Origin of the sequence: Rathayibacter sp. AY1G1, assembly GCF_002932095.1 — a bacterium.
In the GTDB taxonomy this organism is placed as follows: domain Bacteria; phylum Actinomycetota; class Actinomycetes; order Actinomycetales; family Microbacteriaceae; genus Rathayibacter.
In genome coordinates this window covers 1-22,044 of sequence record NZ_PSUZ01000020.1, presented here as the reverse complement: position 1 = coordinate 22,044, position 22,044 = coordinate 1, and the positions used below count along the sequence as shown (strand labels likewise).

The window sequence follows — 22,044 nt, the reverse complement described above, 5'->3', positions numbered from 1 at the left end:
GTGGCCTCGAGGGGTCGGTTCGCGGGGGAGAGGGTCAGAGCTCGTAGTCGACGACCACGGGGGAGTGGTCGGACCAGCGGGTGTCGTAGGAGGCGGCGCGGTCGACCTCGTAGCTGCGGGCGAGGTCGGCGAGCGCGGGCGTGGCGAGCTGGTAGTCGAGGCGCCAGCCGGTGTCGGTGTCGAAGGCCTGGCCCCGCTGCGACCACCACGTGTACGGCCCGGGCACCTCGCCCGCGAACCGGCGGCCGAGGTCGACCCAGCCCAGTCCGGCACCGGCGTTGTAGTCCGGGTCGCCCTCGGCGCCGACGAAGCGGTCGACGTAGGCGCGCTCCTCCGGGAGGAAGCCGGCCTTCTTGACGTTGCCCTTCCAGTTCTTGATGTCGAGCGTGCGGTGGCCGACGTTGAGGTCGCCCATCACCACGGCGAGCTCGCTGTGCGCCCGGATCTCGGGCACGCGCGACTCCATCGCGTCGAGGAAGCGGTACTTCTCGACCTGCTTGGAAGTGCCGACCTCGCCGGAGTGGACGTAGGTGGAGACGACGGTGAGCGAGCGGCCGCCGACCTCGTAGTCGGCCTCGAGCCAGCGTCCGGCCGAGTCGAAGTCGTCGGCGCCGAAGGTCACGCGGTGGATCGTGGCGCGCCTGCGCGAGGCGAGAGCGACTCCGGCGCGCCCCTTGGCGGTCGCCTCGTCGTGCAGCACGTCCCACTCGTCCCCGAGGAGCCCGGTGAGGTCGTCCGTGGAGGCGCGGACCTCCTGCAGGGCCAGGACGTCGACGTCGCGCGCGGCGAGCCAGTCGCCCATCCCCTTGCGGTAGGCGGCGCGGACGCCGTTCACGTTGACGGAGGCGATGCGGAGGGTGCTGCGAGTCACCGGAGCAGTCTATTCGGAGCCGCGGAGCGGGCCGCCCGGCCGCGCTCGCACCCCGGAACGCGGAAGCCGGCGGCCGCCTCGCGCCACTCCCTCGGAGAGGGGGAGGAGCGCGGAGGCGACCGCCGGCGGGACCGCTCAGGACGGTCGGTCGGAGGGGATCAGGCGGGGACGGCCTGGGCGGTGGCGGGCTCGGGCACCTCGGCGACCACCGGGGCGCGCTTGATGCTCTTCGCGATGATCACGCAGACGGCCGTGACGACCATGCCCACCAGGATGGCGACCAGGTAGAGGATCGGCTGCCCGACGAGCCCGGTGACCCAGACGCCGCCGTGCGGGGCGCGGAGGGTGGAGCCGAAGAGCGCGACGAGCGCACCCGTGACGGCCGAGCCGACCATGGCGGACGGGATCACGCGCAGCGGGTCGACCGCGGCGAACGGGATGGCCCCCTCCGAGATGAAGGACGCGCCCAGCAGGTAGGCGGCCTTGCCGTTCTGGCGCTCGGCGTCGGTGAACAGGCGCTTGCGGAGAGTCGTGGCCAGGGCCAGACCCAGCGGCGGGGTCATGCCGGCGGCCATGACGATCGCCATCACCTTGAACTGCACGGAGTTCGGGTCGCCGTCGGCGGGGACGGAGGCGAGGCCGGTGGTCGCGAAGGCGTAGGCCACCTTGTTGACCGGGCCGCCCATGTCGAACGCCATCATCAGGCCGAGGATGATCCCCAGGATGATCAGGTTGCCGCCCGAGAGGCCCGAGAGCCAGGACGACAGGCCCTCGCTCAGTGCGCGGAGCGGCGCTCCGAGCACCACGAACATCAGGAAGCCGGTGATGAAGGTGGCGATCAAGGGGATGATCACGACGGGCATCAGCGACTTGAACGCCGCGGGGAGCTTGATCCGCGAGATGTAGAGGGCCGCGTAGCCGGCGATGAAGCCGGAGGCGAGGCCGCCCAGGAAGCCCGCGCCGACGGTGACCGCGACCGCGCCGCCGAGGAAGCCCGGCGCGATGCCGGGACGGTCGGCGATGCCGAAGGCGATGAAGCCCGAGAGCACCGGCACCAGGAACGCGAAGGTCGCGCTTCCGATGAGGAACATCACTCCGGCCCAGTCGGTGATGTTCGCGACGTTGAAGCCGTCGTCGATGATCTGCTGGGCCGTGAAGTCGACGATCCGGTAGCCGCCGAACAGGAACGACAGCGCGATCAGCAGACCGCCCGCCGCGACGAACGGGATCATGTAGGAGACGCCGGTCATCAGGTTCTGGCGGATGCGCGTGCCGACGCCGACCTTCTTCGGCGCGGCGGGGGCCGCGGCCGGAGTCGAGCGGGCGGGGGAGGACGCGGCGGAGCCGGAGCCGCGGAGGGCCAGAGCGCGGTCGAGGACCTCGTCCGGCTTGGACAGGGCCTCGGCGACGCCCACCTGGAGGATCGGCTTGCCGGCGAAGCGGTCCTTGCCGCGGACCTCGAGGTCGGCGGCGAGGATGACGACGTCCGCGGCGGCGATGTCGGCCGCGGTCATCTCGTCCGAGCCGGCCGCGCCCTGGGTCTCGACGTGGATCGGGTAGCCGCGCTTCTTCGCGGCCTGCTCGAGCGCCTCCGCGGCCATGTAGGTGTGGGCGATGCCCGCGATGCAGCTGGTCACGGCGACGAAGCGCGGGCCGGAGGCGGGGCTCGCGGCGGGCGCGTCCTGCACCTTCGCGACGGCGCGGTCGATGACGTCCGCCGCCTTCGCGAGCGCCTCCGACGTGCCCACCTCGAGGGTGGGCTTCCCGGCGAAGCGCTCCTTGCCGCGGACCTCGAGGTCGGCGGCAAGGATCACGACGTCGGCGTCGGCGATGGTCCGGTCCGACATGGGATCGGAGCCCGCGGCGCCCTGGGTCTCGACCTGGATCTCGTACCCCTTCTTCTTCGCGGCCTGCTCGAGGGCCTCGGCCGCCATGTAGGTGTGCGCGATGCCGGCGATGCAGCTGGTGACGGCGACGATCCTCATGAGACGACGACCTCTCGGGCGATGATGTCCGCGACCTCCTGGCCGCTGGCGGCGGCGCGGAGGGAACCGGTGAAGGACTCGTGGATCAGCTTGCGGGCGAGCTGGGCGAGGATCTTGAGGTGCGCCTGGTCGGCGCCGTCCGGAGCCGCGATCAGGAAGATCAGGTCGGCCGGGCCGTCGGGGGCCCCGAAGTCGACGCCCTGCTTCGCGATGCCGACCGCCACGCTGGGCGAGACGACGTGGGAGGAGCGGGCGTGGGGGATCCCGATGCCGCCGGGCATGCCGGTCGCCATCTGCGACTCGCGGTCGCGGACGTCGGCGAGGAAGCCGTCGAGGTCGGTGACGCGGCCGGCGTCGGCGAGCGTCTTCGCGAGCTGCGCGGTGGCCTCGTCCTTCGTGGCGGCGGTGAGGTCGACGATGACCGTCGACGCCTCGGTGAGAGCAGTCATGCGCTCAGTTCTCCAATCGGGAGGGTGGGGTCGGGGTTCTCGACGACGGAGACGTCGTCGAGGCGGAGGGAGTCGGGACCCGGGGCTTCGCTGCCCGGGAGCTGGACGGCGGCGGTACCCCACGCGACTGCTGTCGCGAGGCGCTCCGCCTCCGTGGCGTCGACGGCCGAGAGGTAGCCGGCGAGCGTGCTGTCGCCGGCGCCGACGGTGCTGAGGGGCACGACGGCGGGGGCGCCCGCCCACCACGACGCGTGCGCCGTGACGAGGAGGGCGCCGTGCTCTCCGAGACTGACGAGCGCTCGCGCGTCGGGCAGCTGCAGGAGTTCACGGGCTCCGGCGACGACGTCTCCGACCGTCGTCAGGGAGCGGCCGAGGAGCTCCTCGAGCTCCTCGAGGTTGGGCTTCACCAGGGTGGCGGTGCCGGCCGCGATGATCGCGGTCAGGGGGGCTCCCGAGGTGTCGACGGCGAGGGGGACGCCGAAGTGCAGGGCGAGGCGGCCGAGGGCGGGGTAGAAGTCCGCTCCCAATCCCGGGGGGACGCTGCCGCAGGCGACGAGCCAGCGGGGCGAGGCCGAGACGTGCTCGCCGATCAGCTCGGAGAGGGCGTGAGCCTCCTCCTCCGTGACGGCGGGGCCGGGCTCGTTGATCTTGGTGGTGCGGCCCGTCCGGTCGTCGACCACGGTGATGTTGGTGCGGATCGGGTGGGCGATCGCCGCACTGGCCGAGCGGACTCCGGCGGCCCGGAGCATCGTGGACAGGTCGACGCCGGTGGAGGCGTCGGCCGGGTAGACCGCGGTCGCCTCGACGCCGTTGCGCGCGAGGGCACGGGCGACGTTGACGCCCTTGCCGGCCGGGTCGCGCCGCACGTCGTGCGCGCGGTTGACCTCGCCGACGGCGAAGCCGCTCGTGGAGAGGGTGACGTCGATGCTCGGGTTGGCGGTGACGGTGACGATCATGCGCGGACGACCTCCGGGCCGGCCGACTCGATGTCGTCGGCGAGCTCGTCGTCGACATCGGCGTCGGTGATGACGGTGTCGACCGCGGACAGCGGAGCGACGTGCCCGAAGTCCTGCCGGCCGAACTTCGAGTGGTCGGCGAGGACCACGACCCGGCGCGCGGAGGCGATGATCGCGGACTTGACGACGGCCTCGTCGAGATCGGGGGTGGTGAGCCCGCGCTCGAGGCTGAGTCCGTTCGTGCCGATGAAGGCGACGTCCACCGAGACCGTGGAGAGGGCCTGGGCGGCCCACGGCCCGACGGCGGCCTGCGTGACTCCGCGCAGGTGCCCGCCGATGAGGTGGAGGTCGATGTTGGGCCGGCCGACGAGCGCCATCGCGACGGGGAGGGAGTGGGTGACGACCGTCAGCCGGCGGTCCAGGGGGAGCAGCTCCGCCAGCCGCACCGTGGTGGTGCCGGCGTCGATGGCGATCGAGCCGCCGTCGGGCACCTCGGCGAGGGCCGCGGTGGCGATGCGGTCCTTCTCGCCGGCGAGGTGTCCCTCGCGGGCGGCGACCTCGGGCTCGATGCCCAGGCGCTCGACGGGGATGGCGCCGCCGTGCGCACGGCGCAGCAGGCCCCGCTTCTCGAGGCTGGTGAGATCGCGGCGGATCGTCTCCGGCGTCACGGCGAGGGAGAGGGCGAGGTCGCGGACCTCGACGCGCCCGTCGGTGCGGGCGCGGTCCAGGATCGCCTGGTGCCGCTCCGGTGCGTACATGTGGACTCCGTCGTCTCGCCGTGGGTGGTGCGCCGGATCCGCGGTGTCGTTGCCGACCTCGGATCTGCGTTTACCTCTTTTTAGACCCGTTCGGGAGGGAAGTCAACAGAAACGGACAGAATCGGCAGGCGGAATCGGGCGCGGCGACGCCGGGAGGGACGGGAAGTAGTCCGCCGGTCAGGCGGCGAGCTGCTCGAGCTCCTCCTCGAGCTGCGCGAGCTGGCGCTCCAGGCGCCGTCGTTTCAGGAGGGACGCCTCTGGCAGTGCGGCGCGAAGCCGCTCGCGCTCGGCCTCGGCGAGGGTGCGGCGGGCGGTGCGCAGCTGCTCCTCCCGCTCCTTCTCGCGCTCCTCCGGCGTGAGCTTGCGCGCCGAGATCCCGGCGTCGCTCATCCCGACGGAGATCCACGACGCGGCGATCAGGATCACCTGGCAGACGAGGTTGAACCAGATCAGCAGACCGATGAGGACCGCGAACGAGGCGAGCAGCGGATTGCGGGAGGCACCGCCCAGCAGCTGCGTCCCGAGGACCTTGAGCGCGCCGAGAGCGATCCCGCCGAGCAGAGAGCCCGCCCAGAGGTTCTTCCAGGGGATCGAGATGCCCGAGAGGATGCGGAAGGAGCCGGCGAGCGTGCCCGTGTCCAGGGCGAGCATGATCAGCAGGCCGACCGCGCTGCCGGCGAGACGGGCCGGCATCGACTCGCTGCCGATCCCGAGGAAGCCGAACGCCACGTCGACCAGCGAGGTCGAGAACACGGAGAGACCGGCCGAGACCAGCAGCACCGCCCCGAAGACCAGGGCGAGCCCCGCGTCCTTGAGCTTGAGCAGGACGAAGAGGGTCGTGGGTCCGGGGAGCGAGAAGAGCAGCCGGACCGCCTGGCGCAGGCTCCCCAGGAAGTTGAGCGCCGTCCAGAGCAGGCCGGCGGCCGCGATCGCACCCGTCCAGCCGAGGATCGACGAGTCGAGCAGGTCGTTCACCGACACGAGGGCGTTCTTCCCGCCGATCAGGCCGGGGACGGAGCGGGTCACCAGGTCGAGGAGGGAGTCGCGCAGCACCGAGTCGTCGCGCACCCAGAAGCCGAAGACGGCGAAGAAGACGAAGAGCGCCGCGAAGACCGCGAACAGGGCCTGGAAGGCGAGTCCGGAGGCGAAGAGGGGCCCGCCGGTCTCGGAGTAGTGCAGCATCACCCGCACCGGCCGCGTCCGCATGACCCGCTCGAACAGGCCCGGGATCCCGCGGGGAGTGTCGGCCGCCTCGGTCATTCCTCCAGCGTACTGAGGCCTCGCGGCGCTCTCGTGCACGCGCCCGCTTGCACGCAGGAACGCGTCCGGCCCGCGGGATCCGAGGATCCCGGCGGGCCGGACGCTTTCGCGAGGGGGAGGGTCAGGCGCGGCCGCGGATGACGGCCTGCTTCACCTCGGCGATCGCCTGCGTGATCTGGATGCCGCGCGGGCACGCCTCCGTGCAGTTGAAGGTCGTGCGGCAGCGCCACACGCCCTCCTTGTCGTTGAGGATGTCCAGGCGCGCTCCACCGGCGTCGTCGCGCGAGTCGAAGATGAAGCGGTGGGCGTTCACGATCGCCGCGGGGCCGAAGTACTGCCCGTCGGTCCAGAACACGGGGCAGGACGACGTGCACGCGGCGCAGAGGATGCACTTCGTGGTGTCGTCGAAGCGGGCGCGGTCGGCGACCGACTGCACGCGCTCCTTGCCCTTGGGTGCCGGGGTGTTGGCGACCAGGAACGGCTGCACCTCGCGGTAGGAGGCGAAGAACGGCTCCATGTCGACGACGAGGTCCTTCTCGAGGGGCAGGCCCTTGATCGCCTCGATGTAGATCGGCTGCGAGATGTCGAGATCCTTGATCAGCGTCTTGCAGGCCAGGCGGTTGCGGCCGTTGATCCGCATCGCGTCGGATCCGCAGATCCCGTGCGCGCACGAGCGGCGGAAGGTCAGCGATCCGTCCTGGTCCCACTTGATGCGGTGCAGGGCGTCGAGGACGCGGTCGGTCGAGTACATCTCGACGTCGAAGTCCTGCCAGCGCGGCTCGGCGTCCACCTCGGGGTCGAAACGGCGGATGATGAACGTGACGGTGAACGCCTCCGGGGCCGCGGGGGCGGCGGGCGGCTGCTCGAGGGTAGCGGTCGACATGGCTAGTACTTCCTCTCCATCGGCTGGTACCGGGTGATCACGACGGGCTTCCAGTCGAGCCGGATGTGGTCACCGGCGTCGGAGGAGTGGGCGTCACCGGAGAGGTACGCCATCGTGTGCTGCATGTAGTTCTCGTCGTCGCGCTTCGGGAAGTCGTCGCGCATGTGGCCGCCGCGGCTCTCCTTGCGGTTGCGCGCCGAGTAGACGACGACCTCGGCGAGGTCGAGCAGGAAGCCCAGCTCGACGGCCTCGAGGAGGTCGGTGTTGAAGCGCTTGCCCTTGTCCTGCACCGAGATGTTGCGGAACCGGTCGCGCAGGCGCTGGATGGTCCCGGTGACGGCCTCGAGGGACTCGTCGGTGCGGAACACCTGAGCGTTCTTGTCCATCTCGTCCTGCAGCTCCTTGCGGATCGAGGCGATCCGCTCGGTGCCGGTCGCGGAGCGGAGCGAGGCGAGCATGTCGCGGATCGCTCCGGCCGGGTCGGCGGGCAGGGGGGTGAAGTCGACCGTCTTGGCGTAGTCGGCGGCGTTGTTGCCGCTGCGCTTGCCGAAGACGTTGATGTCGAGGAGGGAGTTGGTGCCGAGGCGGTTGGAGCCGTGCACCGAGACGCACGCGCACTCGCCGGCGGCGTAGAGGCCCGGGACGACGGTCGTGTTGTCCGAGAGCACCTCGGCCTTGACGTTGGTCGGGATGCCGCCCATCGCGTAGTGCGCGGTCGGCATGACGGGGACCGGCTCGACGACGGGGTCGACGCCCAGGTAGGTGCGGGCGAACTCGGTGATGTCGGGGAGCTTGGTCTCGAGGACCTCGGCGCCCAGGTGGGTGCAGTCCAGCAGCACGTAGTCCTTGTGCGGTCCGGCGCCGCGTCCCTCCGCCACCTCCTGGACCATGCAGCGGGCGACGATGTCGCGCGGCGCGAGGTCCTTGATGGTGGGGGCGTAGCGCTCCATGAAGCGCTCGCCCGAGGCGTTGCGGAGGATCGCACCCTCTCCTCGCGCTCCCTCGGTGAGGAGGATGCCGAGGCCGGCGAGGCCGGTCGGGTGGAACTGGAAGAACTCCATGTCCTCCAGGGGGAGGCCCTTGCGCCAGATGATGCCGACGCCGTCGCCGGTGAGGGTGTGCGCGTTGGAGGTGGTCTTGTAGATCTTGCCGAAGCCGCCGGTCGCGAAGATGATCGCCTTCGCCTGGAAGACGTGCAGCTCGCCCGTGGCCAGCTCGTAGGCGACGACGCCGGAGGGCTTGGCCACTCCGTCGACCTCGGTCATCACCAGGTCGAGGACGTAGAACTCGTTGTAGAAGTTGATGCCGAGCCGGACGCAGTTCTGGAACAGCGTCTGCAGGATCATGTGGCCGGTGCGGTCGGCCGCGTAGCAGGCCCGGCGGACGGGCGCCTTGCCGTGGTCGCGGGTGTGGCCGCCGAAGCGGCGCTGGTCGATCTTGCCCTCCTCGGTGCGGTTGAAGGGCAGGCCCATGTTCTCGAGGTCGATGACCGCGTCGATGGCCTCCTTCGCGAGGATCTCGGCCGCGTCCTGGTCGACGAGGTAGTCGCCGCCCTTTACGGTGTCGAAGGTGTGCCACTCCCAGCTGTCCTCCTCGACGTTCGCGAGGGCGGCGGCCATGCCGCCCTGCGCCGCTCCGGTGTGGGAGCGGGTCGGGTACAGCTTCGAGATCACGGCCGTCTTCGCCTTGGGGCCGGCCTCGATGGCCGCGCGCATCCCGGCACCGCCGGCGCCGACGATGACGACGTCGAACTGGTGGTAGTGGACGCCGTCGGGTCCGACGGTCTGCGCGAAGGCGCTCTGGTCGGCGCCGGTGTGGGAGTGGCCTGGTGTGCTCACGGGGTGGGTGCTCCGTCGTACGGGGATGGGAGGGGGAGGTGCCGGGACGCGGTGCCGCGGACCGGGAGGGGCGCGGGCCCCTCTCCGATCCGCGGCACCGTGGTCACGCTGCGCAGAAGGAGGGCAGCAGGTCCGCGGCGGTGCCGGCGGGGCACGGGTCGAACGCGAAGACGACCCAGGTGCCGAGCGCGATCAGCGCGACGACGGCGACGAGGATGCCGCCCTTGAAGGCCTTGGCCAGCAGGGGCGAGGTCGCGTAGTCGTTGACCAGCGTGCGCATGCCGTTGCCGCCGTGGATCAGCGCGAGCCACAGCATGAGGACGTCCCACCACTGCCAGAACGGGTTCGCCAGTTTGCCGCCGACGAAGCCGAAGTCGATGGCCTTGATGCCGTCGCCCAGCAGCAGGTTGTAGATGAGGTGCCCGAAGATCAGGACGATCAGCACGACGCCGGAGGCGCGCATGTAGATCCAGCCCCACTTCTCCCAGTTGGTGCCGGAGGAGCGGGTCGGGGTGTGCGGGGTCCGCGGTGCGGCGACGGTGCTCAATGCGCACCCCCCTCGCTGAAGACGTTGATCAGGTGGCGCGGCGCGAAGCCGAGCATCAGCACGACCCAGAGGCCCATGACGACCCAGAAGAGGACGCGCTGGTTGCGGGTCGCCCAGCTCCAGAAGTCGACCAGGATGATCCGCAGGCCGTTCAGCGCGTGGAACGCGATGGCGCCCACGAGCCCGGTCTCGCCGAGTCCCATGATCGGGTTCTTGTACGTCCCGATGACCGCGTTGTACGCCTCGGGGCTCACGGCGATGAGAGCGGAGTCGAGGACGTGGACGAGGAGGAAGAAGAAGATGGCGACACCGGTGATCCGGTGGAGCACCCACGACCACATGCCTTCGCGACCGCGGTACAGGGTGCCGGCCGGACGCCGGATCTTCCCCTGCTTCCGGGGTGCGAGGGTTTGAGCAGCTTGAACTGACACGAACAACCCTCCCTGGTTGTGCTCCGACGGCCTGACCTGTTCCCACGTCGCGTGGACGGGGACGGGGCGGGGAGCGACGAGAAACTCGCCCTCCGATTCTAAGCGCGCTCGCAGGCGGGCGCGGCTTAGGCGAGCCTTAGCTGCGGGGCAGGGCGAGGGCGGGCGCCCCCGCGGTCGCGTAGTGCGCGAGGAGCTCGTCGGTGAGCGCGCTCCAGGTGCGGTGGAGCACGCGGCGGCGGCCCGCCTCGCCGAGCCGGGCGCGCAGTGCGGGATCTCGGACCAGGCGCTCCACCTGCCGGCGGAGGTCGGAGTCGCTCTCGGGCGCGTAGAGCAGGCCGTCCACGCCGTGCTCGATGAGGTCGGTGGGGCCGCCCGCGTGCGGCGCGACCACGGCGGTGCCGGACGCCTGCGCCTCCTGGACCGTCTGGCCGAACGTCTCCTCCGTGCCGGTGTGCACGAAGACGTCGAGCGCGGCGAAGACCGCCGGCAGCCGGTCGCCGTCGAGCCGGCCGAGCATCCGCGCCGCCGGGCCGAGGGCGGCGGCGACCCGGGCGGAGGAGGGGCCGTAGCCGCCCACGACCAGCTCCGCGTGCGGGAGGGAGGCGAGTGCCGCCATCCGCTCCACTCTCTTCTCGGGGGAGAGGCGCCCGATGTAGCCGACGAGCGCGTCGTCCGCGCCGAGTCCGGCCCGGACGGCCTGCGCGTAGGGGGAGGATCGGCGGCGCGGGTGGAAGCGGTCGCTCTGCACGCCGCGGCCCCACAGCGCGGTGCGCTCGATGCCGGCGGCGGCGAGGTCGTCGAGGGCGCTGGTGGAGGGGGCGAGGGTCAGGTCCGCCCCGGCGTGGATCTGGCGGATCACCCGCCAGGCGAGGGCGCGGGCGCCGCGGATGCCGTAGCGGGCCGCGAATCGCGCGACGTCCGTCTGGTAGATCGCGACACTCGGCACCCCGAGCCGACCGGCCGAGGCGATGGCGCGGGCGCCGAGGAGGAAGGGCGAGGCGACGTGCACCACGTCGGGCTCGAAGTCGGCCAGCTCCCGGGTGAGGGCGAGCGTGGGGATTCCGACCGGGAAGTCGCGGTAGGCGATCGCCGGGTGCTCCACGACGCGGTGGCCCGCGTAGTGGCCCGGCGCCCCCGCGGCCGGGCAGACGACGAGCGCCTCGATCCCGCGCTCCGCGAACTCGTCGAGCACCCGCAGGACGCTCGTGGTCACGCCGTTCAACGACGGCAGGAAGCTCTCGGTGACGACCGCGACTCTCACGCCCCGGACGCTACGGCGGCGGGATGAACGGCGGCGCGCGCCCGGGTGAACGGACGGTCGCGCTCGGGCTCCCTTGTATCCTGCGGACATGACATCACCTGAGACCGATGGCCGCGCCCCGCTCGACCGCTTCTACAGCGTGATCCCCGCCGGCGGGATCGGCTCGAGGCTGTGGCCGCTCTCCCGGGCCGACGCCCCGAAGTTCCTGCACGATCTGACGGGGTCGGGACAGACCCTCCTCCGCGACACCTGGGACCGCCTCGCGCCCATCTCGGGCGCCGACCGGATCATGGTCGTGACCGGCCGCGCCCACCGCGCCGCCGTCGAGGAGCAGCTCGAGAGCCTCGAGGACCTCAACGTCGTCCTCGAGAGCGAGCCGCGCGACTCGTCCGCCGCGATCGGCCTGGCCGCCGCCATCCTCGAGCGCCGCCAGCCGGGCGTGATCATCGGCTCGTTCGCCGCCGACCACGTCATCAGCGGTCAGCAGCTGTTCCACGACGCGGTCGCCGAGGCCGTCGTCGCGGCGGACGCGGGCTACATCGCGACCATCGGCATCACGCCGACCGAGCCTGCCGTGGGCTTCGGCTACATCCGCACGGGGAAGCACCTCGGGATCGACGGGGCGACGCACACGCTCGCCGTCGACTCCTTCGTCGAGAAGCCCGACGCCGACACCGCGCGCGCCTATCTCTCCAGTGGTCAGTACCTCTGGAACGCGGGCATGTTCATCGCCCGCGCCGACCGCCTCCTCGAGGAGCTCGGCCGCGCCAAGCCGAAGCTGCTCGCCGGACTGCTCGAGCTCGCCGCCGCGTGGGACACCCCGGAGCGCGGCGCGGTCGTCGACCGCATCTGGCCGGGCCTGGAGAAGATCGCGATCGACTACTCCGTCGCCGAGCCGGCCGCGGCCGCGGGCAAGCTGGCCGTCGTGCCCGGCCACTTCTCCTGGGACGACGTGGGCGACTTCGCCTCGATCGCGAAGCTGCACTCGAGCGGACTCCGCTCGGACCTCGCCATCCTCGGCGAGGACGCGCGTGTTCTGGCCGACTCCGCGACGGGCATCGTCGTCAGCGGCGGCAACCGCACCATCGCCCTCATCGGAGTGAAGGACATCGTCGTCGTGGACACCCCCGACGCACTCCTGGTGACCACGACCGAGAACGCCCAGAAGGTCAAGGGCGTCGTCGACGCACTGCGCCTCTCCGGCCGCACCGACGTCCTCTAGCCCTCCGTCACACCCGGCGAAGCGCGGCCCTCCCCCCGGAGGCGCCGCGCTTCGCCGTTCCGCCCCCTCGCCTCATGCGCGTGCGGCGGTCCCGATACGCCGTTCGCGCGGCCACTCGACCACCCTCGATGAGGGCCTCGGCCGTCGCCCTGGGTGCTGGTGGCTGGGTCTCGATCCGCCGCTTCCGCGGCAACTCGACCACCATGGAGGAGCATCGCGTCGAGCCCGACCGCGCGCAGCGCGGAGCTCCTCCGAACGCCTTCGACATCCGGCAGCAGGGGAGAGGGCCGCGAGCCGGAATCGCGTGCCAGCGATTCAGGCCAGCCCGACGCGACCCGCTCTGCGGAACGCACCCGTCGCGAAGCCGACCGCGCCGAGCCGCTCCGCGGCTCGGAATCGAGCCCAGCCGACCGCGCCGAGCCGCTCCGCGGCTCGGAATCGAGCCCAGCCGACCGCGCCGAGCCGCTCCCCGGCTCGGAATCGAGCCCAGCCGACCGCGCCCCGCGACACGCTCCGCGTGTCGCGAAGATCAACACTGTGTAACTCTTCCTGACCACCACCGTCCGGGCGGCTGAGCGACTTGTCACATTGGGTAACGTGTGGGAATCGACGCCCTGCTGCGCTCGTCGCGCGGGGCCGCATTCCTGGAGGACGACATCTTGACTATCACCTCGCGTAAGGCCGCGTTCGGCGGTCTCGCCGCCCTCGGCGTCACCGCGCTTCTCGCCGGTTGCGCCTCCGCCCCCGAGGAGAGCGGCTCCAGCGCCGCCGCCGGTGGCGACTTCCTGCCCTGCATGGTCTCCGACGCGGGCGGGTTCGACGACAAGTCGTTCAACGAGCTCGGCTACAACGGCCTCGTGAAGGCCTCGGAGGACCTCGGCGTCACGCCGAAGACCGTCACCTCGGAGTCCGAGACGGACTACGCCCCGAACCTGACCAGCCTCGTCGACCAGGGCTGCAACCTGATCATCACCGTCGGCTTCGCGCTGGCCGAGGCCACGTCGGCCGCGGCCGAGGCGAACACGGACATCGACTTCGCGATCATCGACGACGCGTCGATCGACCTGCCGAACGTCAAGCCGATCACCTTCGACACCTCGCAGGCGGCGTTCCTCGCCGGCTACGCGGCCGCGTCGTACTCCAAGACCGGCGTCGTCGGCACCTACGGCGGCCAGCAGTTCCCGACCGTCACGATCTTCATGGACGGCTACGCCGACGGCGTGAAGTACTACAACGAGCAGAAGGGGAAGGACGTCAAGGTCGTCGGCTGGGACGTCGACGCGCAGACCGGCTCCTTCACCGGCGGCTTCGCGGCGGGCGTCGAGGCCAAGTCGGCCGCGCAGTCGCTGATCGACCAGAACGCGGACGTCATCCTCCCCGTCGGCGGTCCGATCTTCCAGTCGGCGATCGAGGCGATCCGCGACTCCGGCAAGGACATCGCGATGGTCGGCGTGGACGCGGACCTGTACGAGACCTACCCCGACGGCGCCGACCTGTACCTGACCTCGATCCTCAAGGGCATCGAGGCCGGCACGACCGACGTCACCAGCTCCGCCGGAGCCGACGACTTCGACCCCACTCCCTTCGTGGGCACCCTCGAGAACGACGGAGTCGGCATCGCGCCGTTCCACGACTTCGAGTCGAAGGTCTCGGGCGACCTGCAGGGCGAGCTCGACACCATCAAGGCGGGCATCATCGACGGCTCCATCACCGTCACCTCCCCGTCCGCTCCCGCGGCGTCCTAGCTGCTTCCTCGAAGAGGCCGGCGGGCCCGAGCACACCTCGGGCCCGCCGGCCTCTTCGTCGGTCCGGCGGGCGGATCGGCTCCGCTGCGGCCATCGATCCCGGCCGACGGCGCATCGTGGCGCGAACCGAAAGTTAGATTGGTCCCATGAAGCTCGAACTGCGTGGCATCACGAAGCGCTTCGGCGCGCTCGTGGCCAACGACCACATCGATCTCACCGTCGAACCCGGTGAGATCCACTGCCTCCTCGGCGAGAACGGCGCGGGCAAGTCGACGCTCATGAACGTGCTCTACGGCCTGTACCAGGCCGAGGAGGGGGAGATCCTGCTGGACGACGCGGTCCAGCACTTCTCCGGTCCGGGTGACGCCATGAAGGCGGGCATCGGGATGGTCCACCAGCACTTCATGCTCGTCCCCGTGTTCACCGTCGCCGAGAACGTCATGCTGGGCCACGAGGAGACGAAAGCCGGCGGGCGCCTGGACCTCGCCGCCGCGCGCGCCCGGGTGCGCGAGATCTCGGACCGCTTCGGCTTCGACGTGGATCCCGACGCCCTGGTCGAGGACCTCCCCGTCGGCGTGCAGCAGCGGGTCGAGATCATCAAGGCCCTCTCCCGCGACGCCCGGGTGCTCGTGTTCGACGAGCCGACCGCGGTGCTGACTCCGCAGGAGACCGACGAGCTCATCGCGATCATGCGCCAGCTGCGTGCGGCCGGGACCGCCATCGTCTTCATCACGCACAAGCTCCGCGAGGTGCGCGAGGTCGGAGACCGCATCACGGTCATCCGCCTCGGCAGAGTCGTGGGGGAGGCGTCGCCGACCGCGAGCAACGCCGAGCTCGCCTCGCTGATGGTGGGACGCGCCGTCGAGCTGACGGTGCAGAAGGAGCAGGCGGTGCCGGGCGACGAGGCCCTCGTCGTCTCGAACCTCACCGTGCGCGACGCCAACGGCCAGGCCGTCGTCGACGACGTCTCCTTCGAGGTCCGCCGCGGCGAGATCCTCGCGATCGCGGGCGTGCAGGGCAACGGCCAGACCGAGCTCACCGAGGCGATCATGGGCCTGCAGGAGCGGGTCGAGGGCTCGGTGACCCTGGACGGGCGCCGCCTCGACGGGCTGTCCGTGCGCCGCGTCCTCGAGTCGGGGGTCGGCTTCGTCCCCGAGGACCGCACCGAGGACGGTCTGGTCGCCGAGTTCACGATCGCCGAGAACCTCATGCTCGACCGCAGCGACCGCGGTCCGTTCGTGAAGGGACTGGGCCTGCGGCTCAAGGAGCTCGAGCGCTTCGCCGAGGAGCGGGTGCGCGAGTTCGACGTGCGCGCCCAGGGGATCGGCACCCACGTCGGCCGCCTCTCCGGAGGCAACCAGCAGAAGGTGGTGCTCGCGCGCGAGCTCAGCCGGGAGCTGCGGCTGTTCATCGCGGCGCAGCCCACTCGCGGCATCGACGTCGGCTCCATCGAGTTCGTCCACAAGCGCATCGTCGAGACGCGCGACACCGGGGTACCCGTGATCGTGGTGTCGACCGAGCTCGACGAGGTCGCGGCGCTCGCCGACCGCATCGCGGTCATGTACAAGGGCGGGATCATCGGCATCGTCCCCTCCGACACGCCCCGCGAGGTCCTGGGGCTCATGATGGCCGGGCAGACGCCCGCCGAGAAGGGAGCGTCGGCGTGAGCGACGCGCAACTGCCCGCGGTCGATCCCGACGCGGAGACCGAGAAGGCGTCCGGGCTCGAGCCCGGCCAGAAGCCGGATCAGGAGGTGCGCACCGGCCCGCTCGAGAGCGGCGCCTCCCGCGTCCTGCGCGAGATCCTCTCCGGCACCGCGCTGATGTCGGTGCTCGCCGTGCTGCTCTCCCTCATCGCGGGCGGCGTGCTGATCGCCGCGACCGACAAGGACGTCCAGGCGGCGTCGGGCTACTTCTTCGCCCGGCCGCTCGACACCCTGCAGGCGATCTGGCAGTCCGTCTCCGGTGCCTACTCCTCGCTCTTCCAGGGCTCGGTCTACAACTTCCGCCGCGAGGGCTTCGCCAACGGCATCAAGCCACTGACGGACACCCTGGCCTTCGCGACCCCGCTGATCGCCGGCGGCCTCGGAGTGGCGCTGGCCTTCCGCGTCGGCCTGTTCAACATCGGCGGCCGCGGCCAGATGCTGATCGCCGCCGCCTGCGCGGGCTGGGTCGGCTTCTCCTTCGACCTCCCGTGGGGCGTGCACCTGATCGTCGCGCTCGCCGCCGGCATCCTGGGCGGCGCGCTCTGGGGCGGACTCGTGGGACTGCTCAAGGCCCGCACCGGCGCGCACGAGGTGATCCTCACGATCATGCTCAACTACGTCGCGTTCTACCTGATCTCCTACCTCCTGCGGACGCCCGGCGCGCTGCAGGCGCCCGGCTCGAACAACCCGAAGTCGCCCGGGATGAAGGAGACCGCCGTCTTCCCGGCGCTCCTCGGCCCCGGCTACTCGCTCACGCTCGGCTTCGTCTTCGCGGTCCTCGCGACCGTCTTCGTCTGGTGGCTCCTGAACCGCTCGACGATCGGCTTCAAGTTCCGCGCGGTGGGGGAGAACCCGCACGCGGCGCGGGTCGCGGGCATCGACGTGAAGAACAGCTACGTGTACGCGATGCTGCTCTCCGGCGGCCTGCTCGGCCTCGCCGGCAGCGCCCAGGTGATGGGGACGGTCACGACCGGCTTCACCTCGGGGATCGACGCGGGCATCGGCTTCGACGCGATCACGGTCGCGCTGCTGGGCCGCTCCCGACCCTGGGGCGTGTTCTTCGCCGGCATCCTCTTCGGCGCCTTCAAGGCGGGCGGCTACTCGATGCAGGCCGCCGAGGGCGTGCCGATCGACGTGGTCCTCGTCGTGCAGTCGCTGATCGTCCTCTTCATCGCCGCACCGCCGCTGGTGCGCGCGATCTTCCGCCTCCCGACGCCCGGGGCCGCCCCGAAGCGCCGCACCCGCCGCACCTCGGAGGTGTCCGCATGAGCACCGCCGTCGCCACCGCCCCCGACCGCGTCGTGATCCGCAGCTGGAAGGCGCCGATCGCGTTCGGCGTCTTCGCGCTGCTCGCCGTCGTCCTCTTCGTGGCCCTCGGCCGCGACGGGACGAGCTCGTTCCGCCTCGCCGCGGGGACCGACTTCTTCGCGCTGCCGGACATCCCGTTCCCGACGCGGGGGACGGGCGTGGTCGTCGCGATCCTCCTGGTCGCCCTGGCCGTCGCGTCGGCCGCGCTCACCCGCGCCGGCCGCCGGATCCCGCTCTGGCTCTCGGCGGTCTTCGCCCTGGTCTTCCTGATCGGGTTCCTCGTCTGGGCGTCGGCCGGTGCCGCGCTGCCCGTCTCGGGGCTGCTGCTCGGGACCGTCGGGCTCGCCACTCCGCTGATCTTCGGCTCGCTCGGCGGCGTCATCTCGGAGCGGGTCGGAGTCGTCAACGTCGCGATCGAGGGGCAGCTGCTCGCCGGCGCCTTCACCGCGGCGATGGTCGGCTCCCTCACCCGCCAGCCGGTGCTCGGCCTGCTCGCGGCGATGGTCGCGAGCGTCCTGGTGTCGTTCGTGCTGGCCGCCTTCGCGATCAAGTACCTGGTCGACCAGGTGATCGTCGGAGTCGTGCTGAACGTGCTGGTGACCGGCCTGACGAGCTTCCTCTACTCCCAGGTCCTCTCCGCCGACGCGTCGACGTTCAACTCGCCGGTGAAGTTCGACCGCCTCCCGATCCCGGTGCTCAGCCAGGTGCCGATCGTGGGCGCCGTCCTGTTCAACCAGACGGTGATCGTCTACCTGATGTACTTCGCGATCTTCGCGGTGTGGTGGGGCCTGTTCAAGACCAAGTGGGGCCTCCGCCTGCGCGCAGTGGGCGAGCACCCGCAGGCCGCGGACACCGTGGGCATCGATGTCGCCCGCACGCGCTTCTGGAACGTCTCCCTCGCCGGGGCGATCGCCGGAGTCGGCGGCGCGTACTACACGCTCGACGCGGTCGGCGCGTTCGGCAAGGAGATGACCGCGGGTGCGGGCTTCATCGCCCTGGCCGCCGTCATCTTCGGCCGCTGGGACCCGATCAAGGCGACGCTCGCGTCGCTGCTGTTCGGCTTCGCGACCAACCTGCAGAACGTGCTCGGCGTCATCGGCTCGCCCGTGCCCAGCGAGTTCATGCTGATGCTGCCGTACGTCGTGACGATCTTCGCGGTGGCCGGTCTCGTCGGCCAGTCCCGCGGACCGGCCGCCGCCGGCAAGCCGTACCTGAAGTCCTGAGAGGAGCCGTCGTGACCGACATCGACTGGGAGGCGCTGCGCGAGGCCGCCCTGGAGGCCATGAGCCACGCCTACGTCCCGTACTCGAAGTTCCCCGTCGGGGTCGCCGCGCTCGTGGACGACGGCCGGACGATCTCGGGGTGCAACGTCGAGAACGCCTCCTACGGGCTCACGCTCTGCGCCGAGTGCGCGCTGGTGTCCTCGCTGCACATGACGGGCGGCGGCCGGCTCGTCGCCTTCACCTGCGTCGACGGGAAGGGCGGCGTCCTGATGCCCTGCGGGCGCTGCCGCCAGCTGCTCTTCGAGCACTCGGCCGAGGGCATGCTCCTCCAGACCGTGTCGGGCGTGAAGACGATCGACGAGGTCATCCCCGACGCCTTCGGCCCGCGCACGCTCGAGGCCTACGCCGCCTCCTAGCGCCGCCGTCACCGCTCCCACTCCCGAACCGAGGACTCCGCATGACCCGCACCACCCCCGTCGAGGACTTCGACGCCGTCGACATCATCCGCACCAAGCGCGACCGCGGCACGCTCTCGACCGCGCAGATCGACTGGCTGATCGACGCCTACACGCGCGGCTACGTCGCCGACGAGCAGATGGCGGCCTTCGCGATGGCGGTCCTGCTGAACGGGATGGAGCGCGACGAGATCCGCGACCTCACCCTGGCGATGATCGCCAGCGGCGAGCGCATGCGGTTCGACGGACTCGGCAAGCGCACGGTCGACAAGCACTCCACGGGCGGGGTCGGCGACAAGATCACGCTGCCGCTGATGCCGCTGGTCGCCTCCTTCGGCGTGGCGGTGCCCCAGCTCTCGGGACGCGGGCTCGGCCACACGGGCGGAACGCTCGACAAGCTGGAGTCGATCCCGGGCTGGCGGGCCGACCTCGGCAACGAGGAGATGCTGGAGCAGCTGCGGACGGTCGGCGGCGTGATCTGCGCCGCGGGCTCGGGCTTGGCCCCGGCCGACAAGAAGCTCTACGCGCTCCGGGACATCACCGGGACCGTCGAGGCGATCCCGCTGATCGCGTCCTCGATCATGTCGAAGAAGATCGCCGAGGGGACCGACGCCCTGGTGCTCGACGTGAAGTTCGGCTCCGGGGCGTTCATGGTCGACATCGAGCGCTCGCGGGAGCTGGCGCGGGCGATGGTCGACCTCGGCAACGACGCGGGGGTGCGGACCACGGCGCTGCTGACCAACATGAACGTGCCGCTCGGTCTGGCCATCGGCAACGCGAACGAGGTGCGGGAGTCGGTCGAGGTGCTCGCCGGCGGCGGCCCCTCGGACGTCCGGGAGCTGACGCTGGCCCTGGCCCGCGAGATGCTGGCCCTCGCCGGGCAGCCGGACGCGGACGTCGAGCGCGCCCTCGACGGCGGCGCGGCCATGGACACCTGGCGCGCGGTCATCCGCGCTCAGGGAGGGGATCCGGATGCGGCGCTCCCCGAGGCCCGCGAGACCGACGTCGTGGTCGCCGAGCGCGACGGCGTCCTGGTGGAGCAGCAGGCGCTGCCGTTCGGCATCGCCGCCTGGCGCCTGGGCGCCGGACGCGCCCGCCAGGCCGACGCAGTGCAGCACGCGGCGGGGATCGACCTGCACGCGAAGCCGGGCGACCGAGTCCGCGCGGGCCAGCCCCTGATCACCCTCTCGGCAGACGAGCCGGAGCGCTTCGCCCGGGCGCTCGAGGCGCTCGACGGTGCCTTCCGGATCGGCGACGAGGGCGACGAGGTGCTCGACGGCGGCCCCCTCGTGGCGGAGCGCGTCTCCTAGCCCCGCGCCGCCCGGCACGGAGGAGGCGCCGCCCGGCGAGCCGCTTCCGCCGACCCTCTAGGGTGGTCGGCGAACCACCGCCGACCTGCGAGGAGCACCGTGACCGATCAGACCGAGGAGTACCTCCTCCCGGGCGAGGGCGTCCTCATCGACGAGCTCCCCAAGGTGTCGCTGCACGACCACCTCGACGGAGGCCTGCGGCCCGGGACGGTCCTCGAGATCGCCCGCGAGACGGGCGTGCCGCTCCCGGCCGAGGAGCCGGACGCGCTCGCCGAGTGGTTCCGTGCCACGGCCGACTCCGGCTCCCTCACCGACTACATCGCCACCTTCGAGACGACGGTCGCCGTGATGCAGACCGCGCCGGCGCTCGAGCGCGTGGCCCGCGAGTTCGTGCTCGACCTCGCCGCCGACGGAGTCGTGCACGGCGAGGTGCGCTGGGCGCCGGAGCAGCACCAGCGCGCCGGGCTCTCGCTCGACGCGGCTGTCGAGGCGGTCCAGGAGGGGCTGCAGCAGGGCGTGCAGGCGGCGGCGGCGCAGGGATATCGCATCCGCGTCGGCCAGCTGATCACCGCGATGCGGCACGCCGACCGCTCGCTCGAGGTCGCCGAGCTGGCGCTGCGCCACCGCGAGCGCGGTGCGATCGGCTTCGACATCGCCGGAGCCGAGGCGGGCTTCCCCGCCTCGAGGCACCGTCCCGCCTTCGAGCTGCTCGCGGCGGCGCACTTCCCGACCACGGTGCACGCGGGGGAGGCGGACGGCCTCGACAGCATCCGCTCCGCCCTGCTCGACGGCCGCGCGCTGCGCCTGGGTCACGGCGTCCGGATCGCGGAGGACATCCGCATCGAGCGCCAGGACGACGACGCGAGCTACGTGACCCTCGGCGAGCTCTCGGAGTGGGTGAAGGACCGCGAGATCGCCCTCGAGCTCAGCCCCTCCTCCAACCTGCAGACCGGCGCCGTCGCGGCGTGGGGTGCCGAGCTCGCCGACCACCCCTTCGACCTGCTCTACCAGCTGGGCTTCCGCGTCACGGTGAACACCGACAACCGCCTGATGAGCGCGACGACCCTCAGCCGCGAGCTCGCCCTCCTGTCCGACGCGTTCGGGTACGATCTCGACGACTTCGAGGCCTTCCAGCTGAACGCGGCTCACGCCGCCTTCCTGCCGCTCGACGAGCGCCGCGAGCTCGTCGAGACGATCAGCGCCGGCTTCGAGGCGGCCTGACGGTGCCGCTCGACGCGCTCCCCGAGGAGGCGGTGGCCCTCCGCCACTCCGCCGGATCCTGGCGGGAGGCCGTCCTCGAGGCGGGCCGTGCTCTCGAGCGGACCGGCGCGGTGGACGCCGCCTACTCCCGGCGCATGGTCGAGCAGGTCGACGTGCTCGGGCCGTACATCGTCATCGCGCCCGGGCTCGCCCTCGCGCACGCCCGGCCCGGCAACGACGTCCTCGCGGACGGCCTCTCCGTCGTCACGCTGGCCGAGCCCGTCGCCTTCGGGCACAGCACCAACGATCCGGTCTCGGTCGTCATCGGGATCGCCGCCACCCAGGCGCACGGGCACGTCGGTTTCGTCTCCGGGCTCGCCGACGTGCTCAGCCGTCCGGACGCGGTCGGCGCCCTCGCCGCCGCCCGCACCCTCCGCAGCATCAACGCCGTCCTCACCGACAGCACCCCGCACCACCCGCACCACGGAAGAAGCGCATGAAGATCGTCACCCTCTGCGGCGCCGGAATCGGCACCTCCGCCATCCTCAAGCTCGGCGCCGAGCGCGCCCTCGAGACCCTCGACCTCGAGGCCGAGGTGATCGCCTCCGACCTGGCCTCCGTCGACGCGCTCGCCGCC

General features: G+C 71.6%; 20 protein-coding genes and 1 pseudogene. 10 read left to right on the top strand and 11 right to left on the bottom strand.

Going from position 1 to position 22,044, the window contains the following annotated elements:
- Window positions 1-34: 34 nt before the first annotated feature.
- The 11 genes from C5C36_RS12005 to C5C36_RS11955 all read right to left on the bottom strand — a co-directional run bounded on the left by C5C36_RS12005 (window position 35) and on the right by C5C36_RS11955 (window position 11,239).
- Window positions 35-871, bottom strand: coding sequence for an exodeoxyribonuclease III (locus tag C5C36_RS12005; protein WP_104309800.1), 837 nt, complete (start codon window positions 869-871; stop codon window positions 35-37).
- Window positions 872-1,029: 158 nt separating this feature from the next.
- The gene (locus C5C36_RS12000; RefSeq protein ID WP_104309799.1) at window positions 1,030-2,856 is read right to left on the bottom strand and encodes a PTS fructose-like transporter subunit IIB; all 1,827 of its coding nucleotides are present in this window, start codon (window positions 2,854-2,856) and stop codon (window positions 1,030-1,032) included.
- Window positions 2,853-3,305, bottom strand: coding sequence for a PTS sugar transporter subunit IIA (locus tag C5C36_RS11995; RefSeq protein ID WP_097166616.1), 453 nt, complete (start codon window positions 3,303-3,305; stop codon window positions 2,853-2,855). Before C5C36_RS11995 ends, C5C36_RS12000 begins: the two co-directional genes overlap by 4 nt.
- Complete coding sequence (locus tag C5C36_RS11990) at window positions 3,302-4,261, bottom strand: 1-phosphofructokinase family hexose kinase (protein WP_104226424.1); 960 nt, start codon at window positions 4,259-4,261, stop codon at window positions 3,302-3,304. The genes C5C36_RS11995 and C5C36_RS11990 overlap by 4 nt, the downstream gene beginning before the upstream one ends.
- Entirely contained in the window at window positions 4,258-5,019 is a 762-nt protein-coding gene (locus C5C36_RS11985) for a DeoR/GlpR family DNA-binding transcription regulator (protein WP_104226423.1), read from the bottom strand. The genes C5C36_RS11990 and C5C36_RS11985 overlap by 4 nt, the downstream gene beginning before the upstream one ends.
- Before the next feature lie 177 nt (window positions 5,020-5,196).
- Window positions 5,197-6,279 carry a YhjD/YihY/BrkB family envelope integrity protein gene (locus tag C5C36_RS11980; protein ID WP_104309798.1) on the bottom strand — a complete coding sequence of 361 codons (1,083 nt, stop codon included), beginning with the start codon at window positions 6,277-6,279 and terminating at the stop codon, window positions 5,197-5,199.
- 121 nt (window positions 6,280-6,400) lie between these two features.
- Window positions 6,401-7,162, bottom strand: coding sequence for a succinate dehydrogenase iron-sulfur subunit (locus tag C5C36_RS11975; protein ID WP_068254543.1), 762 nt, complete (start codon window positions 7,160-7,162; stop codon window positions 6,401-6,403).
- A 2-nt stretch (window positions 7,163-7,164) separates the two neighbouring features.
- Window positions 7,165-8,901 (bottom strand): succinate dehydrogenase flavoprotein subunit, encoded by a 1,737-nt coding sequence (gene sdhA, locus C5C36_RS11970; protein WP_104232891.1) that lies wholly within the window; start codon window positions 8,899-8,901, stop codon window positions 7,165-7,167.
- A gap of 202 nt (window positions 8,902-9,103) precedes the next feature.
- The gene (locus C5C36_RS11965) at window positions 9,104-9,547 is read right to left on the bottom strand and encodes a succinate dehydrogenase hydrophobic membrane anchor subunit (protein WP_104223187.1); all 444 of its coding nucleotides are present in this window, start codon (window positions 9,545-9,547) and stop codon (window positions 9,104-9,106) included.
- Window positions 9,544-9,978: a succinate dehydrogenase, cytochrome b556 subunit gene (gene sdhC, locus C5C36_RS11960; RefSeq protein WP_374952907.1), complete on the bottom strand. Its 435-nt coding sequence runs from the start codon at window positions 9,976-9,978 to the stop codon at window positions 9,544-9,546. The genes C5C36_RS11965 and sdhC overlap by 4 nt, the downstream gene beginning before the upstream one ends.
- Window positions 9,979-10,114: 136 nt before the next feature.
- On the bottom strand, window positions 10,115-11,239 hold the full coding sequence (locus tag C5C36_RS11955) for a glycosyltransferase family 1 protein (protein WP_181027095.1): 1,125 nt from the start codon (window positions 11,237-11,239) through the stop codon (window positions 10,115-10,117).
- A gap of 88 nt (window positions 11,240-11,327) precedes the next feature.
- On the opposite strand from C5C36_RS11955, the gene C5C36_RS11950 reads away from it, so the two are divergent.
- The 10 genes and pseudogenes from C5C36_RS11950 to C5C36_RS11905 all read left to right on the top strand — a co-directional run.
- Window positions 11,328-12,461, top strand: coding sequence for a mannose-1-phosphate guanylyltransferase (locus tag C5C36_RS11950; RefSeq protein ID WP_104223184.1), 1,134 nt, complete (start codon window positions 11,328-11,330; stop codon window positions 12,459-12,461).
- Between the two features lie 659 nt (window positions 12,462-13,120).
- Window positions 13,121-14,206: a BMP family protein gene (locus tag C5C36_RS11945; protein ID WP_104246690.1), complete on the top strand. Its 1,086-nt coding sequence runs from the start codon at window positions 13,121-13,123 to the stop codon at window positions 14,204-14,206.
- A gap of 146 nt (window positions 14,207-14,352) precedes the next feature.
- Complete coding sequence (locus C5C36_RS11940) at window positions 14,353-15,873, top strand: ABC transporter ATP-binding protein (RefSeq protein ID WP_104309797.1); 1,521 nt, start codon at window positions 14,353-14,355, stop codon at window positions 15,871-15,873.
- Window positions 15,870-17,180, top strand: a complete 1,311-nt coding sequence (locus C5C36_RS11935; RefSeq protein ID WP_208543314.1) for an ABC transporter permease — start codon at window positions 15,870-15,872, stop codon at window positions 17,178-17,180. The genes C5C36_RS11940 and C5C36_RS11935 overlap by 4 nt, the downstream gene beginning before the upstream one ends.
- On the top strand, window positions 17,177-18,442 hold the full coding sequence (locus C5C36_RS11930) for an ABC transporter permease (RefSeq protein WP_104232837.1): 1,266 nt from the start codon (window positions 17,177-17,179) through the stop codon (window positions 18,440-18,442). Before C5C36_RS11935 ends, C5C36_RS11930 begins: the two co-directional genes overlap by 4 nt.
- Window positions 18,443-18,453: 11 nt before the next feature.
- On the top strand, window positions 18,454-18,858 hold the full coding sequence (locus C5C36_RS11925; RefSeq protein ID WP_104223180.1) for a cytidine deaminase: 405 nt from the start codon (window positions 18,454-18,456) through the stop codon (window positions 18,856-18,858).
- Window positions 18,859-18,899: 41 nt separating this feature from the next.
- A complete protein-coding gene (locus C5C36_RS11920; RefSeq protein WP_104309796.1) occupies window positions 18,900-20,207 on the top strand; it encodes a thymidine phosphorylase in 1,308 nt (435 codons plus the stop codon).
- A gap of 99 nt (window positions 20,208-20,306) precedes the next feature.
- Window positions 20,307-21,428: an adenosine deaminase gene (locus C5C36_RS11915; RefSeq protein WP_104309795.1), complete on the top strand. Its 1,122-nt coding sequence runs from the start codon at window positions 20,307-20,309 to the stop codon at window positions 21,426-21,428.
- A gap of 2 nt (window positions 21,429-21,430) precedes the next feature.
- The gene (locus C5C36_RS11910) at window positions 21,431-21,907 is read left to right on the top strand and encodes a PTS sugar transporter subunit IIA (protein ID WP_104223177.1); all 477 of its coding nucleotides are present in this window, start codon (window positions 21,431-21,433) and stop codon (window positions 21,905-21,907) included.
- Window positions 21,904-22,044: pseudogene (locus tag C5C36_RS11905) on the top strand (PTS ascorbate transporter subunit IIB); the annotation flags it as partial. The gene C5C36_RS11910 and the pseudogene C5C36_RS11905, both read left to right, overlap by 4 nt.